The sequence below is a fragment of the Methylobacterium platani genome, assembly GCF_001653715.1.
Classification (GTDB): domain Bacteria; phylum Pseudomonadota; class Alphaproteobacteria; order Rhizobiales; family Beijerinckiaceae; genus Methylobacterium; species Methylobacterium platani.
The window spans coordinates 1-14,814 of record NZ_LWHQ01000038.1; the positions used below are offsets into that span (position 1 = coordinate 1).

Genomic DNA, 14,814 nt, shown 5'->3' on the forward strand with positions numbered 1-14,814 from the left:
GGAGAGGGGATCCCGCGCTTGTTTCTAGAGGGGATTTGCCCCGGACAGCCCTGCGCAGAGGGGGGAGGGCAAAAGTCTGCGCCATTCCTTCCCCCCGGACACCGCTGCCGCCCGCGTAGAGACGGAAAAAGCCGCTTTCTGTCACTTCCCTCACGGTCCCGCCGAGGCTGGGGATCGGGGATCCCGCGACTTCTTCGGAGGTCGGCTCGACCCGCCGCCCTCACCCCTCGTCCGGGATCTCCAGGTCCAGCAGGGCCGCGCTCAACCCCTTGCCGTGGGCATCGAGCGCCAGCGACCGCGTGACGCCGCCGCCGAGGGCGTCGCCGAGCACGAAGTTGAGAGCGCCGAGGCGGGGCAGGGCGTAGCGGGTCACCGGGCCGGCACAGATCCCGGCGAAGTGGGCCTGCACCCGCTCGGCCGTGACGTGGCGTTCGAGGCGCGGGTAATCGGCCGGATCGTGGGCGATCAGCGAGATGTTGGCGGTGTTGCCCTTGTCGCCGGTGCGGGAATGGGCGAGCGCGCGCAGCTTCATCGGATCCTCCCTCACGCCACGATCATCCGGATGCCCGGCCGGGCGAGCGCCGCCGGCATCAGCACCGAGAGCACGCCGACGACCTCGCGGGCCGATTTCCAGGCGCCGCCGCCGCCGGCCGGGCCGTTGGTGTAGAGCGTCTCGACCTCGTTGCCGATCCGCGCCGCCTCCGCGAGGCTGTCGCAGCGCCCGGCGACGCGGATGCGGACCTCGTAGGGCTCCGCCTCTCCCGCCAGGCGGGCGCCGTGCAGCGCATCGACGCCGATCAGGTCGAAGCGCAGCTCGCTCGCCTGCACGCCGGTGAGGCGCAGGCGCTCGCGCACGATGTCGAGGGCGAGGCGGCCGCGTGCCGCGGCGCCCGGCCCCGCATACGAGATCTGCCCCTCGCCGATGTAGGAGTCGATCAGCCCGACCGAGACCTTGAGGAGCCCGGTCGCCGGCAGGCCGCGCCCGCCGGTCACCCGCACCCGGTCGGGGCCGAGGGCCTCCATGGTCACGCCGGAGAAATCCGCCACCACGTCGGGCTGCAGGTAGCGGGCGGGGTCGTGCACCTCGTAGAGCAGCTGCTCCTTGCAGGTGGCGAGCGTCACCTGCCCGCCCGATCCCGGCACCTTGGTGATCTCGATCCCGCCATCCTCGTCCACGATGCCGATCGGGAAGCCGAGGCGGGCGAGGTCCGCCACGTCCTTCACCCCCGGATCGGCGAAGTAGCCGCCGGTGATCTGGCCGGCGCATTCGAGGAGGTGGCCGGCGAGCGTGCCGCGGCCGAGGCGGTCCCAGTCGTCCATGGCCCAGCCGAAGGCGTGGATGAGCGGTGCGAGGAACAGCGCCGGATCGCCGACGCGGCCGGTGATGACGACGTCGGCGCCTTGGCGCAGCGCCTCGGCGATCGGGCCTGCGCCGAGATAGGCGTTGGCCGAGATCACCCGGTTGCCGAGGTCGCGCACCCGGCCGCCGGTCTCGAGGATCTCGTCGTCGCCGGCCCCGAGCACCGCGAGCATGTCGTCGCCGGTGACCGCCGCCACCTTGAGGCCGGAAAGCCCGAGGTCGCGGGCGATCGCCCGTGTCCGCTCCGCAGCGGCGAGCGGGTTCGCCGCGCCCATGTTGGTGACGATGCGGGTGCCGTTCCTGCGGCACGGGGCCAGCACCGCCCGCATCCGCGCCTCCAGCAGCGGGTCGTAGCCGGCGGCGGGATCGCGCAGGCGGGCCTGCTGGGCGAGCGCGATGGTGCGCTCGGCGAGGCACTCGAAGACGAGGTAGTCGAGGGCGCCGTGCTCGACGAGCTCGATCGCGGGCTCGATCCGGTCGCCGGCATAGCCGGCCCCGGCACCCAGGCGGACGGTTCTCATGAGGCTTCTCCTTGTGCCTTCGCCTTCGGCGAAGGCGCCCGGCGCATCGGCGCCGACGCCCGTTCGGGCTTGCCGGCACCCTGCGGGCGCTGTGGGATCACAGCGGGAACACCCCGAAGGCGACGGCCGCGAAGGTCATCACCACGGAGGCGGCGAGCAGGAACGGGAAGGTGAACTTCTGGTGGTCGGCGAGGTCGATGCCGCACAGGCCGCAGACCAGGAAGGTGGCCGGCGTCAGCGGGCTCACCGGGAAGCCGGTCGTCATCTGGCCGAGCAGCGCGCCCTGCGCCACCTGCAAGGGCGGCACGCCGAGCTGGTGGGCGACCTCGGCCACCACCGGCAGCACGCCGAAATAGAACGAATCGGGGTCGAACAGCATGCTCAGCGGCATCGAGACGAGGCCGAGCGCGAAGGGGATGTGCGGCGCGAGGCCGGGGGGCACGAAGGACACCGCGCTCTGCGCCATCGCCTTCAGCATGCCGGTGCCCTGCATGATGCCGGTGAACACGCCGGCCGCCAGCAGGATCGACGCCATCAGGATGGCGGCCTTGGCGTGGGCGTCGATGCGCTGGCGCTGCGCGTCGACGCTCGGGTAGTTGATGATCAGCGCGAGCGCCGTGCCGAGCATGAACATCAGCGCCGGCGGGATCTTCTCGGCCATAAGCACCATGGTGCCGAGCACCGCGAGGGTCAGGACGAGGTTCGGCCAGAACCGGTCAGGACGGCGCAAGGACCGCTCCGCGTCGCTCAAGGTGCGGGTGCCGGCCGCCACCGCGTCCACCGCCCCGGCCTTCGCCCGCTTCAGACGGCGCTCCTCGCGCAGGCCGAGCCAGTACGAGACGCCGAAGATGAAGGCGAGGCCCACCGCCTGGACCGGCACCAGCGGGGTGAAGATGTCGGGGATCGGCAGCTTCAGCGCCGCGGAGGCCCGGATCATCGGCCCGGTCCAGGGCAGGAAGTTGACGCCGGCCGCGAGCGAGGCCGCGCAGGCGAGGATGCGCCGGTCGATCCCGACCCGGTCGTAGAGCGGCAGCATCGCCGGGATGGTGATGAGGAACGTCACCGCGCCCGAGCCGTCGAGGTGGATCAGCAGCGCCAGCAGCGTCGTGCCGGGCACGATCCGGCTCGGCCGGGTGCCGACGGTGGCGAGGATCCGGTCGATGATCGGGTCGAGCAGGCCGGCATCGCTGACGATCCCGAAGAACAGGATCGCGAACACGAACATGCCGACGACCGGCGCCAGGCTCTGGATGCCGGCGAGCACGAACTTGCCGGTATCGAGCCCGAACCCGCCGACGAGGGCGGCGGCGACCGGGATCACGATCAGCGCCACGAGGGGCGACAGGCGCTTCGTCAGAATCGCCGCGAGCAGCAGCGCGATGGTGCACAGGCCGAGCAGGGCCAGCATCGCTTCCTCCCAGGGTTTCCGGCGCTCGGGATCATGGCGCCGTTGGTGACCGGCAAATCACAACCCAGGGTCGGCGATCCGTCCATTGAAAAGATCCGATCGTCGGAATAGCGTTTGGTTATGGATCTCAACCTGCGCCACGTCCGCGCCTTCGTGTCGGTGGCGCATCTGCGCAGCTTCACCCGGGCGGCGTCCCTGCTGAACCTGTCGCAGCCGGCCCTCACCGTGCAGATCCGCCGGCTGGAGGAGGCCCTTGCCGTGCGCCTCCTCGACCGCAACAGCCGCAGCGTCGCGCCGACCCGGGTCGGGCGCGAGCTGCTGCCGGTGTTCCAGCGGGTGCTGCGCGAGCTCGACAGCGTGGTGGTCGATACCCGCGACCTTGCGGCGCGCCGCCACGGCACGGTGCGGATCGCGGCCCTGCCCTCGGTGGCGGCGGGCCTGCTGCCGGACGCGATCGCGGCCTTCCGGGCGGCGCATCCGCGGATGAGCTTCCTCGTCAAGGACGTGATCGCCGAGCGGGTGCTGGCGCTGGTGCGCAGCGAGGAGGTCGATCTCGGGGTGACCGGCGGCGCCGTGCGCGATCCCGACGTGACGGTGCTGGCCCGCGCGGCGGACGCCCTGCACGTCGTCTATCCCGACGGCCACCCGATCGGGGCCGCGGCGGCCGTGACCCTTGAGGCGCTGGCCGAATACCCGCTGGTGCTGATGGATGCCGAGACCAGCGTGCGCGCGGTGGTCGACGCCGCCTTCGTGGCCGCCGGCCGGCTGCCGGTGACGGCCTGCGAGGCGACCTACATGATGACGGCGGTCGGCATGGTGCGGGCCGGGCTCGGCCTCACCATCCTGCCGGGCTCGGCCCGCGAGATCCGGGCCGAGCCGTCGGTGCGCTCGCGCCCGATCGCCGAGGCGAGCTTCTCGCGGCCGGTCTGCGTGATCGCCAAGGCGGGCCGTACCCTGCCGGCGGCGGCCGAGGACTTTCTGGGGGAGCTGGTGCCGGCGCTGGCGGCGGAGTTCCCGGCCGCCGGCTGAGCCCGGCTTACGCCGCCCTACCGTGCAGCGACACCCGGAAGAGCTCCCGGAACTCCTCCGCCCCGACCGGCCGGCCGTTGGTCGCCGTCGAGTGGTCCTCGACCGCCCGCGGCACCAGCGCCTCGCACTCGGCCTCCGTCACCCCCATGGCGGCGAGATCGGTCGGCAGCCCGAGGTCGCGGTTGAGGGATTCGATCGCCGCGGCGAGATCGGCGCCCGGGGCCAAGCCCATCGCCTGGCGCAGGGCGACGTACTTCGCCTCGCAGGCCGGGGCGTTGAAGCGCAGGAGGTGGGGCAGGATCACGGCGTTGAGGGTGCCGTGGTGCAGGCGCTTGGCCTTCAGGCCGCCGAGCGCGTGCGACATCGAGTGGACGGCGCCCAGGCCCTTCTGGAAGGTCATGCCGCCTTCGAGCGCGGCCATCATCATGTCCTCGCGGGCCTCGAGGTCGCCGCCGTTCCGGACCGCGCGGGCGAGCGAGCGGGTGGCGCGGGCGAGCCCGTCGAGGGCGATCGCCTCGGCCGGCGGGTTGTGGCGGGGGCTGAGATACGTCTCGATGCAGTGCGTCAGCGCGTCCATGCCGGTCGCGGCGGTGAGGCCGGGGGGCAGGCCGAGCGTCAGCTCGGGGTCGCAGATCGCGACGTTCGGGATCAGGTGGGGCGAGATGAAGCCGAGCTTGCGCCCGTCCGCCAGCGTGATCAGGGCGGCGCGGCCGACCTCGCTGCCGGTGCCGGCGGTGGTCGGCACGGCGATCACCGGGGGCTGGTCGGCGCGGATGCGCGGGATGCCGCCGAGGATCGCCGCATAGGTCGCCAGCGGCTCGTCGTGGGTGGCGAGGAGCGCCACGCCCTTGGCGAGGTCGAGGGGCGAGCCGCCGCCGACGGCGATCACCGCATCGCAGCCCTCCGCCCGGAAGCGGTCGCGGCCCTCGATCGTCGCCTCCTCGGTCGGGTTCTCGGGCGTGCCGTCGTAGACCGGGGTGGCGGCGGGCAGGCCGGCGGCGTCGAGGACGCGGGCGATCAGGCCGGCCGCCACGACGCCGCGATCGGTTACGATCAGGGGCCGGCGGACGCCGAGAAGCGCCAGCTCCTCGCCGATCAGCCGGACGGCGCCGCGCTCGAACTGGATCCGGGTGAGATAGGTGATGAGACTCATGGGACGCTGCCTGATGGGACCGGAGCCCGGCTCGGACGCGCGAGGAGGCCGGCAGCACCGCTCCCGCTCCTCCCGCACGCCCCGTTCCGGGCATGCGGCACCCTAGCACGGGCCGTCGGGGACCGGCATTGCGGGCACGGCATGCGGGGCCGTCACCGACCCGACGTCAGCCCGGCGGCCTCCAGCAGGGCGTCGGTGCCGAGGGTCGTGGCGTCGAGGAGCGGCACGTCGCCGACCGCGGCCGGCAGGCGCCAGCCCGGGAGGTTGGTGCTCCAGATCAGCACCGCGTCGCAGTCCGCGCCCGCCTCCCGCGCGGCCTGCGCGAGGCGGGGCAGCGGCACCAGGGCGGCGAGCCGGTTCTCGGTGATGCCGAGGGTGACGGCCCGGGCGACGGCGATGCCGGCCTCGGCGAAGCGGGCGCCGACCAGGGCGGCCTCGTCGGCGCCGCCCTGCACCACCAGGCCGAGGCGCCGCACATTGCCGGCGCGGAGCCGCGCTCGGGCCGCGAGCGCCGTCGTCACCATCGGCAGGCCGGTGCGGCGGGCGATCGCCGCGCATAGCCGCTCGTCGGGGGTAAAGCCCAGGGCGGCGCCGCGGGTGGCGTTCCAGCACAAGGCCGCGACGCCGGCGTCAGCCAGGAGATCGGCCGCCGCAAGGAACACCGATTCGTCGTAAGTCTCGCCCCGCAGCATCGCGCCGTAGGGCACGCGGGCATAGCAGGCGGCGGCCGTCGCCCCGGCGAGGCGGTGTTCCGTCGCCCGCTCGACCACCCGGTTCGAGGAGGGCAGGATCACCCCGAGGGCGATGTCGGTCGTCGGCTCGGTCGCGGTCATCAGCATGGTCCTTGCGCGAGCCGGGCCACCAGCAGCGCCTGCGTGCGGGCGACGTGGGCGTGCATCAGGGTCCGGGCGCGCTCCGGGTCCCGGGCCCGCAGGGCGTCGAGGATCGCCCGGTGCTCGGCGAGCGATTCCGCCACCCGCCCGTCGGCGGCAAGCGCGAAGTTGCGCGCCCGCTCCAGCCGGGCGAAGGCCCGGCCGTGTGCCTCGGCGATGGCCGGGCTGCGGGCGGCCGTCACGATCAGCCGGTGGGCCTGCCGGTTGAGCCGGGTATAGGTGTCGCGGTCGTCCCGCGCCGCTTCCAGGACGTCCTGCAACCCGGCGAGGCGGGCGAGTTCCGCCTCCGTCATCCGCTCGGCGGCCAAGCCCGCGCAGGCGCTCTCCAGGGCCGCCTCCAGCTCGAACAGCGGCACGAGGTCGGCGGGATCGAGGCGGGCGACCAGGGCGGCCCGGTTGCGCCGCAGCGTCACGAGGCCCTCGCCGGCGAGCAGCTTCAGCGCCTCCCGCACCGGCGTGCGCGACATGCCGAGGCGGGTCACGAGGTCGGGCTCGTTCAGCACCTCGCCCGGCGCGAGCAGGTTGAGCAGGATCAGCCGGCGCAGGGAAGCGGCGGCCTGCTCGGTGAGGGAGGGCTCGGGGCGGGAGGGGCGGGAGGGGGCGTCGGACGGCGTACAGCGCGGTTCGGTCACGGATTCCTCGACCTGCGATCGGTCGGACACGGCGTCGTGCTCACACCAGTCGCCGCGACAATCCCGTCACCCGCTCCATCACGGCGATTCCCCCGATCGTCGCGACGATCAGGATGCCGGAGAGCGCCGCGATGGTGACGTCGAGGCGGCCCTCCAGGTCCTGCCACATCCGGATCGGCAGCATGTCGGTGGCGGCGTCGCGCAGGAACAGCGAGACCGGGATGTTGTCGAACGAGGCCATGAAGGCGAGGAAGCCGCCGGACAGGATGCCGGGCCGGATCAGCGGCAGGGTGATGCGCCGGAAGGTGTAGAGCCGCGAGGCGCCGAGGCTCGCCGAGCCTTCGAGCAGGGACGGCTGGAGCTGGGTCAGCGCCGCCACGGTGTTGCGCACCACGTAGGGCACGCAGACCACGGTGTGGCCCAGGACCAGCGTCGCCACCGAGACCGGCCAGCCCAGCAGCGAGAAGAACATCAGGCTCGACAGGCCGAAGGCCAGGGCCGGCAGGATCAGCGGCGAGAGGAAGAAGCTGTCGAGGAGGCGGGCCGAGAGGCGCGGCGAGCGCGCAACGGCGAGTGCCGCCAGCACCCCGAGCCCGACCGCGAGCGCGGTCGCCAGGACGGCGACCGTCAGGCTGTTCTTCAGCGCGTAGTGGAGCTGCCAGGCCTCCAGCAATTCGCCGTACCAGCGCAGCGAGTAGCCCGGCGGCGGGAAGCGCAGGGACAGCCCGTCGGTGAACGACACCACCAGGACGATGAGGGTGGGCGCGAGCAGCAGCACCATGGCGAGGATGGCGAGCAGGTGCAGGAGCCCTTCGAACGAGAGCCGGTCAAGGGTGCCGGGAGATCGGGTGCCGGGAGATCGGGTGCCGGGGGAGCGGGACATGGGTCCTCTCAGGTCTGCGCGTAGCCGCGGGCGAGGCGGCCGAGCGCGTTGAAGGCCAGCACCACGGCGAGCACCGCGACGAGGAAGATCACCGACATCGCCGCCGCGAAGGGCCAGTTCTGCAAGGCGATCGCCTGCTGGTAGATGTAGCCCGGCATGAACAGCATCTGCCCGCCGCCGATCAGCGACTGGGTGATGAAGCCCGAGATCGCCGCCGCGAAGGTGAGGACCGAGCCGGCGATCAGGCCCGGCAGGCAGAGCGGAAGGGTCACCCGGAGGAACGTCCGCCAGCGCCCGGCGCCGAGCGCCTCGGAGGCGTCCCACAGGCTCGGGTCGATGCGGGCGAGCGCCGTCATCAGCGGCAGCACCATCAGCGGCATCTGCACCTGGGCGAGCGCCGCGACGAGGCCGCCTTCCGCGTAGAGCATCCGCAGCGGCGTCTCGATCAGCCCGAGGGAGGAGAGCAGGGAATTGATCACGCCCTGGCGTCCGAGGATCACGATCCACGCGAAGGTGCGGATGACGACGCTGGTGAGGAGCGGCGTCAGCACCGCCAGGATGATCACGCCGCGCACCCAGCCGCCGGCCCGGGTGGCGACGAGCGCCAGCGGCAGCCCCAGCACCAAGCAGGCGGCCGTGACCTTGAGACCGAGCCAGAGCGTGCCGAGGAGCACGCCGAGGCTGAAGCCGTCGCCGAGGAAAGCCGCGTATTGCGACAGGCCATAACCCCCATCGGCGCCGCGGAGCGACAGCCCGAGGAGCGCGACGAGGGGGGCGGCGAAGAACGCCGTGAAGAACACAGCGAGCGGGCTCGCCAGCCGCAAGGGATAGGTTGTGACGTCCGGCAGAGCCACGGGTGCCGCTCCTTACAGCTTGATCTCGCGGTTGAACCGCTCGATCCAGGCCGGGCGCTGCGCGTTGATCGTCTTCCAGTCCTGGAACACGAACTTCTTCTTCAGGTCGTCCGTGTCCTTCGCCAGCACCCGGGCGATCTCGCCGGTCATCTTGACCTTGGTGTTGGTGGGAACCACCAGGTAGGGCGCCTGCATCAGCCGGGTCTGGACCGGCTCGGAGATCGCCGCCTCGATCAGCTTGAAGGCGAGCTCGCGGTTGGGCGAGTTCTTGACGATCTGGATCAGCGTCTTGAAGGCGATCGCGCCCTCCTTCGGCGCCACGAACTCCACCGGCACGCCCTTGGCCTTCAGGATCTGGATCGCGTTGAAGTTGCCGGGCGAGATGTCGACCTGGCCCTGCTGGAACAGGGTGGCGAGCGCGCCGGGATTGGCCGCCACCGCCGAGAGGTTGGGCTTCAGTTTCTCCATCGCCTTGAAGGCCGGATCGATGTTCGATTCCGAGCCGCCATGCATCTTGGCGATCTCGACCATGAAGCCGGTGCCGAGGGTCGAGTTCATGTTGGTGATGCCGACCCGGCCCTTGTATTCGGGCCGCCACAGGTCGGCCCAGGAGGTCGGCGGGGTCTTCACCGTGTCGGGGTTGTAGGTCAGGCCGACGACCTGGAAGAAGGCGGCCGGGCCGTGCGGGTCCTGCGCGTCGGGGATCAGCTCCTTGAAGGCGGCGCTGCGCTCTACGGGAAAGGGCTCGACCAGGTCCTGGGCCAGAGCCGTGAGGGCCGGGCCGGGATCGTGCAGCATCACGTCGATCGGCGGGTTGGCCTTGGCGGCCGAGACCTTGGCGATCTGGTCGACCGACAGCATCGGGTCGAGGACGATCGGGGCGTTGTTCGTCTCCTTGCGGAAGGCCGGCACCAGCACGGCCTTGTGCGCCTCCTCCCAGCTGCCGGTGAAGGTGGCGAAGACGAGCGGCCGCGCCTGCGCGAAGGACAGGCCGGGGAACAGCTCCATCGCGCCGAGCGACAGGGCGGTGGTGAGCAACGTGCGGCGGTCGAGCATCGAAGGAATCTCCGTCGGTGGAATCAGGCGGCGGCCGGGAAGGCGGAGGCGAGGCCGGGGGCGACGGCGATGCGCACGGGCGTGCCGGGCGGGCGCAAACCGGCCCCGCCGAGGCGCGGCTCGGCGATCTTGAGCGGGCGGCCGGCCCCGACCCGGACCTCGTGGACGACGGTGGCACCGAGGGGCAGCGCCATCTCGACGACACCCGCGATCCCGTCCTGCCCGTCGGTGAGGCGCAGGTGCTCGGGCCGCAGGCACAGGGTCACCCGGGATCCCGGCGCGATCGGCCGTGACAGGGGACGGGCCACCACCTCGCCGCCGGCGTCCAGCGCGATGCGAGGGCCGGCCCCGTCCTCTCCGAGCATCACCCCCGGCACCGCGTTGGCCGAGCCGACGAAGGTGTTGACGAAGAGCGTCTCCGGCGCGTCGTAGACCGTGGTCGGGGCGGCGAACTGCTCGAGGCGCCCGTTCGACAAGACCGCCACCCGGTCGGAGAGCGACAGGGCCTCCTCCTGGTCGTGGGTGACGAGCAGCGTCGTCACCCCGGCGACGCGCTGGAGCCGCTTCACCTCGATCTGCATGTCGAGGCGCAGGTTCTTGTCGAGGGCCGCGAACGGCTCGTCGAGGAGCAGCACCGCCGGGCGGATGGCCAGCGCCCGGGCGAGCGCCACCCGCTGCTGCTGCCCGCCGGAGAGCTGGCGCGGATAGCGCGCCCCGGCGTGTCCCAGCTGCACGAGGTCGAGGAGGCGCTTTGCCTCCGCCGCCTGCTCGGCCCGGGGCGCGCCGCGGGCGGCGAGGCCGTAGGCGACGTTCTCGGCCACCGTCAGGTGCGGGAACAGCGCGTAGTTCTGGAACACGATGCCGACGGCGCGCCGGCTAGGCGGCAGGGCGTCGATGACCTGGTCTGCGACGATCACCCGCCCTTCCGTCTGGCGCAGGAAGCCGGCGACGATGCGCAGCAACGTGGTCTTGCCGCAGCCCGACGGCCCGAGCAGCGAGACCAGCTCGCCGCCCCGGATGTCGAGGTTCACGTTCTCCACCGCGGTCGCGCCGCCGTAACGATGGGTGATGCCGTCGAGCACGACGGACCGGCCCTCCGCCTGGGGCCGATCGCGGGATCCGAATGGTGTCACGGTGGCTGTTCCTGCGGCATCGATCTTGCCACCGGGGAGCAGCAAATCGTATGCCATTTCGGGGAAAGCCCATGATTGCCCATCACTTGCGCGCCGGAGGTGCTGCATGAGCACGGAGCTGTGGCGGCTCTCCGCGATCGAGCTCGGCCGAATGTTCGCCGCGGGCCGGGCCTCGCCGGTCGACGCCCTGGAGGCGGCGTCGGCCCGCGCCGCCCTGTGGGAGCCGCACCTCAACGCCATCGCCCGGGGCAATCCGCGCGCCCGCGGAGAGGCCGAGGCGAGCGCCGCCCGCTGGCGGGCCGGCACCCCGCTCTCGGCCCTCGACGGGGTGCCGATGACCGTCAAGGAGTTCCTGGTCACCGAGGGGCTGCCCTCGACCTATGCCGAGCCGGGCGAGGCGCCGCCCTCGGCGCAGGACGAGCTGCCGGTGGCGCGGGCCCGCCGGGCCGGCCTCGTGACGCTGGCCAAGACCACGATGCCGGAATTCGCCGTGCAAGGTTACACGGCATCTGCCCGTTTCGGCGTCACCCGCAACCCGTGGAACCTCGCCTTCACCCCCGGCGGCTCGACCGGCGGCGGGGCCGCCGCGACGGCCGCCGGCTACGCGCCGGTCGCGCTCGGCACCGATGGCGGCGGGTCCCTGCGGCGGCCGGCCGCCCATGCCGGGCTCGTCGGGCTGAAGAGCAGCCTCGGCCGGGTGCCGCGCCTCGGCGGCCTGCCCTCGCCGCTGCTCGATTTCGAGGTGGCGGGCGCGCTGACCCGGACGGTCGCCGACAGCCGCGCGATGCTCCACCTGATGCAGGGCGCCGATCCCCGGGTGCTGTGGTCGACCTTCGCGCTCGCGCCCCGGCCCGATCGCCGCCTGCGCGCCCGCTACGTCGAGCGGATCGGCGACGCGCCCCTCGATCCCGTCATCGCCGCCTCGTGCCGGCGGGCGCTCTCCGACCTGGAGGCGTCGGGCGTCGCCGTCGAGGAGGGCGGGCTGCCCTTCGACATCGCCCGGCTGAACGCCCTGTGGCCGGAGATCGGCAAGATCGGGCTCGCGCGCCTGTTCGCGGCCGATCCGGACCTCGCCGCGCGGGCGAGCGAGCCCTACCGGGCGATGGCCCGGGAGGGCGCCCGCGCCCCGGCGCTCCTTCTCGCCGAGATCCTCGAGCGGGTGCAGGCCCTGCGCAACGCCGCGAGCGCGACCTTCGCCGAACTCGACCTCATCGTCACGCCCTCGGCCGCGGCGATGCCCTGGGCGGCGGACGCGGTCTACCCGGAGACGATCGACGGGCAGGCGGTCGGCCCGCGCGGCCACGCGGTCTATTCGGGCTGGGTCAACGCCGCCGGCCTGCCTGCCTTGAGCCTGCCGGTCGATCCGGCGCCGGACGGGATGCCGATCGGCCTCCACCTCGTCGCCGGCTTCGGCCGCGACGACCTCCTCCTCGACCTCGCCGAGGCGTTGGAGACGCGCCGCCCCTTCGCCGATCGCCGGCCCGTCCTCCCGGGGGAGGCGGTCCGGTGAGCGGCGGCATCTCGGTTCACGCCGTCGATGTGGCGGAGGGCCGCCCGGCCGTCGGCCTGCGGGTCACGATCGTTGCCCTCGAGGCGGCGGGCCCGCGCCCCGTCGCCGAGGGCACGATCGGCCCGGGCGGCAGCTTCGACCATCCGGTGGTGCGCGGCGTCGGCGTCGCGGCCGGCACCTACGAGGCGGTGTTCCACCTCGGCGCGTACTTCACCGGGCAGGGGCGGCCGGGACCGCACTTCCTCGACGCGGTACCGTTCCGCTTCACCGTCACTGACGCGGCCGAGCATTACCACCTGCCGCTGAAGTTCACCCGCTTCGGCTACGCCGTGTTCCGGGGGGTGTAGCCGCGAACGGAGCGAGGCGCAGGCGTCGCGGGTGCGGCCGCCCGCGACGCCGATTGCCGGTCAGGCCGTGTGGTGCGTCTCGGCCAGCGCGTAGACCGGCGTCGCCAGGCCTTCCATCCGCGCCTTGAGCTGCAGCGCGAGATAGAGCGAGTAGTGGCGCGACTGGTGCAGGTTGCCGCCGTGGAACCACAGCGCGTCCTGCCGGGTCGGCTTCCACATGTTGCGCAATTCGCCCTCCCAGGGCCCGGGATCCTTGGTGGTGTCCGAGCCGAGGCCCCAGCACTTGCCGACCCGGTCCGCCACCTCCTGGCTGATGAGCCTGGCCGCCCAGCCGTTCATCGAGCCGTAGCCGGTGGCGTAGACGATCACGTCGGCGGGGAGCCGCGTGCCGTCCTCCAGCACCACCGCGTCCTCGGTGATCTCGGCGACCGTGCCGTGGGCGAGCCTGATCTTGCCGTCGGCGATCAGGTCGGAGGCGCCGACGTCGATGTAGTAGCCCGAGCCGCGCCGCAGGTATTTCATGAACAGGCCCGAGCCGTCGTCGCCGAAATCGAGCCGGAACCCGGCCTTCTCCAGCCGGGCGTAGAACGCGGCGTCGCGCTTGCGCGCCGCCTCGTACACCGGCACGTGGAACTCGTGCATGATGCGGTAGGGCACCGAGGCGAACAGCATGTCGGCCTTGTCGGTGGTGATGCCCTTGACCAGCGCCTCCTCGGAATAGAGGCCGCCGAGCGCCAGCTCCATCAGCGTCTCGGACTTGACGATGTGGGTCGAGGAGCGCTGCACCATGGTGACGTCGGCGCCGTTCTCGTGGAAATCGGCGCAGATGTCGTGGGCGGAGTTGTTGGAGCCGATCACCACGGCGCGCTTGCCGCGATAGGCCTCGCCGCCCGGATGCCGGCTCGAATGGTGGCTCTCGCCCCGGAACCGGTCCATGCCGGGGTAGCGCGGCAGGTTCGGCACGCCCGACATGCCGGTCGCCAGCACCAGCTGCTTCGGTCGCAGGCTCAGCCGCTCGCCGTCGCGGGTGAGATCGACCTCCCATTCTCCGGCCGCCGCATCGTAGCGGGCCGCATGCACCTCGGTCCTGGGCCAGTAATTCAGCTCCATGACCTTGGTGTACATCTCGAGCCAGTCGCCGACCTTGTCCTTGGCGGCGAAGACGGGCCAGTGGTCGGGGAAGGGCAGGTAGGGCAGGTGGTCGTACCAGACCGGGTCGTGCAGGTGCAGCGACTTGTAGCGCTTGCGCCACTGGTCGCCGGGCCGGTCGTGCTTGTCGACCACCAGGGCCGGCACGCCGAGGCGCTTGAGCCGCGCGCCGAGCGCGATGCCGCCCTGGCCGCCGCCGACCACCAGCGCGTAGGGCTGGCGGGTGCGGCCGAGCGCGGCCTCCTCGTCCTGCCGCCGCTCCGCCCAGGAGCGCCGTCCGGGCTCGACGCCGTGATGGACGCCCTTCTCGCGGCGCGGCCCGCCCGGCTCCTCGAAGCCCTTGAGCTCGCGCGCCGCGGTGAGCAGGGTCCAGGCCTCCTCGCCCTTGAGCCGCAGGTAGCCGCGCCCGCGCAAGGCGTCCGTCTCGAAGCCGATCCAGGCCTCGGTGACGCCGTCCGCCTCGCTCGCCGGCTCCTCCAGCGTGAAGCTCCCGGGCGAGACCGCGCCGAGCTGCGCCGCCAGCATGTCGCGGATCGCGCCCCGCCCCTCCATCGTGGCGATGTTCCAGGTGAAGGCGACGAGGTCGCGCCAGAAACAGGTCTCGGCGAACGAGGCCGCCGCCCCCGCGGCGTCCCGCGCGCGCAGGGCCGCCTCGAACCGGTCGAGCCAGGCGATCACCCGCTCGTCGGCGGGGGACAGGCGCTCCGGCCTGCGAACCATGGCGTCCATCGGGTTTCCTCCTGTTGTCGTTGCGGGGCGGATCGCGCAAGCGGTGTGCCACGGGTGCGGAGACGGGAGGATCGCCTGCTTCGGCGAATATTCGGACACATGGTGTCGTCGGCGCCGGCCTCGACCGGATCGCGACGTCTCGGTCGATCGACGATCG

14 protein-coding genes are annotated in these 14,814 nt (G+C 72.6%); 3 read left to right on the forward strand and 11 right to left on the reverse strand.

All coding sequences use genetic code 11. The annotated features are described in order from the left end of the window. Positions 1 to 220 precede the first annotated feature (220 nt). The 3 genes from A5481_RS18580 to A5481_RS18590 form a co-directional block, all read right to left on the reverse strand. Complete coding sequence (locus A5481_RS18580; RefSeq protein WP_048435302.1) at positions 221 to 532, reverse strand: AtuA-related protein; 312 nt, start codon at positions 530 to 532, stop codon at positions 221 to 223. Positions 533 to 543: 11 nt separating this feature from the next. Further along, positions 544 to 1,881, reverse strand: coding sequence for an acyclic terpene utilization AtuA family protein (locus A5481_RS18585; protein WP_048435301.1), 1,338 nt, complete (start codon positions 1,879 to 1,881; stop codon positions 544 to 546). Between the two features lie 97 nt (positions 1,882 to 1,978). Beyond that, positions 1,979 to 3,289: a CitMHS family transporter gene (locus A5481_RS18590; protein WP_048435300.1), complete on the reverse strand. Its 1,311-nt coding sequence runs from the start codon at positions 3,287 to 3,289 to the stop codon at positions 1,979 to 1,981. Positions 3,290 to 3,409: 120 nt separating this feature from the next. Between A5481_RS18590 and A5481_RS18595 the strand changes: the two genes are divergently transcribed. After that, positions 3,410 to 4,318, forward strand: a complete 909-nt coding sequence (locus A5481_RS18595) for a LysR family transcriptional regulator (RefSeq protein ID WP_048435299.1) — start codon at positions 3,410 to 3,412, stop codon at positions 4,316 to 4,318. A gap of 7 nt (positions 4,319 to 4,325) precedes the next feature. Here A5481_RS18595 and A5481_RS18600 read toward each other — a convergent pair whose 3' ends face one another. The 7 genes from A5481_RS18600 to A5481_RS18630 all read right to left on the reverse strand — a co-directional run bounded on the left by A5481_RS18600 (position 4,326) and on the right by A5481_RS18630 (position 10,922). Then, positions 4,326 to 5,471, reverse strand: a complete 1,146-nt coding sequence (locus A5481_RS18600) for an iron-containing alcohol dehydrogenase (RefSeq protein WP_064504145.1) — start codon at positions 5,469 to 5,471, stop codon at positions 4,326 to 4,328. A gap of 152 nt (positions 5,472 to 5,623) precedes the next feature. Further along, complete coding sequence (locus tag A5481_RS18605) at positions 5,624 to 6,304, reverse strand: hypothetical protein (RefSeq protein WP_064504147.1); 681 nt, start codon at positions 6,302 to 6,304, stop codon at positions 5,624 to 5,626. After that, positions 6,304 to 6,996 (reverse strand): GntR family transcriptional regulator, encoded by a 693-nt coding sequence (locus A5481_RS18610; protein ID WP_082984938.1) that lies wholly within the window; start codon positions 6,994 to 6,996, stop codon positions 6,304 to 6,306. The genes A5481_RS18605 and A5481_RS18610 overlap by 1 nt, the downstream gene beginning before the upstream one ends. Positions 6,997 to 7,036: 40 nt before the next feature. After that, a complete protein-coding gene (locus A5481_RS18615) occupies positions 7,037 to 7,879 on the reverse strand; it encodes an ABC transporter permease (protein WP_064504149.1) in 843 nt (280 codons plus the stop codon). 8 nt (positions 7,880 to 7,887) lie between these two features. Next, a complete protein-coding gene (locus A5481_RS18620) occupies positions 7,888 to 8,733 on the reverse strand; it encodes an ABC transporter permease (RefSeq protein ID WP_048433823.1) in 846 nt (281 codons plus the stop codon). A 12-nt stretch (positions 8,734 to 8,745) separates the two neighbouring features. Then, positions 8,746 to 9,789: an ABC transporter substrate-binding protein gene (locus A5481_RS18625; protein ID WP_048433824.1), complete on the reverse strand. Its 1,044-nt coding sequence runs from the start codon at positions 9,787 to 9,789 to the stop codon at positions 8,746 to 8,748. 23 nt (positions 9,790 to 9,812) lie between these two features. Next, entirely contained in the window at positions 9,813 to 10,922 is a 1,110-nt protein-coding gene (locus tag A5481_RS18630; RefSeq protein WP_048433825.1) for an ABC transporter ATP-binding protein, read from the reverse strand. Between the two features lie 106 nt (positions 10,923 to 11,028). Here A5481_RS18630 and A5481_RS18635 point away from each other — a divergent pair, with 106 nt between their 5' ends. Together A5481_RS18635 and A5481_RS18640 are read left to right on the forward strand one after the other, a co-directional pair. Beyond that, positions 11,029 to 12,432 carry an amidase gene (locus A5481_RS18635; protein ID WP_048433826.1) on the forward strand — a complete coding sequence of 468 codons (1,404 nt, stop codon included), beginning with the start codon at positions 11,029 to 11,031 and terminating at the stop codon, positions 12,430 to 12,432. After that, entirely contained in the window at positions 12,429 to 12,779 is a 351-nt protein-coding gene (locus A5481_RS18640) for a hydroxyisourate hydrolase (protein ID WP_048433827.1), read from the forward strand. The genes A5481_RS18635 and A5481_RS18640 overlap by 4 nt, the downstream gene beginning before the upstream one ends. A gap of 60 nt (positions 12,780 to 12,839) precedes the next feature. On the opposite strand, the gene A5481_RS18645 is transcribed toward A5481_RS18640, so the two are convergent. Continuing rightward, on the reverse strand, positions 12,840 to 14,648 hold the full coding sequence (locus A5481_RS18645; protein ID WP_156311828.1) for a flavin-containing monooxygenase: 1,809 nt from the start codon (positions 14,646 to 14,648) through the stop codon (positions 12,840 to 12,842). Positions 14,649 to 14,814 lie beyond the last annotated feature (166 nt).

Bases quoted from the DNA above. Each gene is read 5' to 3' on its own strand.
- A5481_RS18600 (WP_064504145.1), bottom strand. From the start codon at position 5,471: ATGAGTCTCATCACCTATCTCACCCGGATCCAGTTCGAGCGCGGCGCC.
- A5481_RS18595 (WP_048435299.1), top strand. From the start codon at position 3,410: ATGGATCTCAACCTGCGCCACGTCCGCGCCTTCGTGTCGGTGGCGCAT.
- A5481_RS18625 (WP_048433824.1), bottom strand. From the start codon at position 9,789: ATGCTCGACCGCCGCACGTTGCTCACCACCGCCCTGTCGCTCGGCGCG.
- A5481_RS18605 (WP_064504147.1), bottom strand. From the start codon at position 6,304: ATGACCGCGACCGAGCCGACGACCGACATCGCCCTCGGGGTGATCCTG.
- A5481_RS18615 (WP_064504149.1), bottom strand. From the start codon at position 7,879: ATGTCCCGCTCCCCCGGCACCCGATCTCCCGGCACCCGATCTCCCGGC.
- A5481_RS18590 (WP_048435300.1), bottom strand. From the start codon at position 3,289: ATGCTGGCCCTGCTCGGCCTGTGCACCATCGCGCTGCTGCTCGCGGCG.
- A5481_RS18645 (WP_156311828.1), bottom strand. From the start codon at position 14,648: ATGGTTCGCAGGCCGGAGCGCCTGTCCCCCGCCGACGAGCGGGTGATC.
- A5481_RS18635 (WP_048433826.1), top strand. From the start codon at position 11,029: ATGAGCACGGAGCTGTGGCGGCTCTCCGCGATCGAGCTCGGCCGAATG.
- A5481_RS18580 (WP_048435302.1), bottom strand. From the start codon at position 532: ATGAAGCTGCGCGCGCTCGCCCATTCCCGCACCGGCGACAAGGGCAAC.
- A5481_RS18585 (WP_048435301.1), bottom strand. From the start codon at position 1,881: ATGAGAACCGTCCGCCTGGGTGCCGGGGCCGGCTATGCCGGCGACCGG.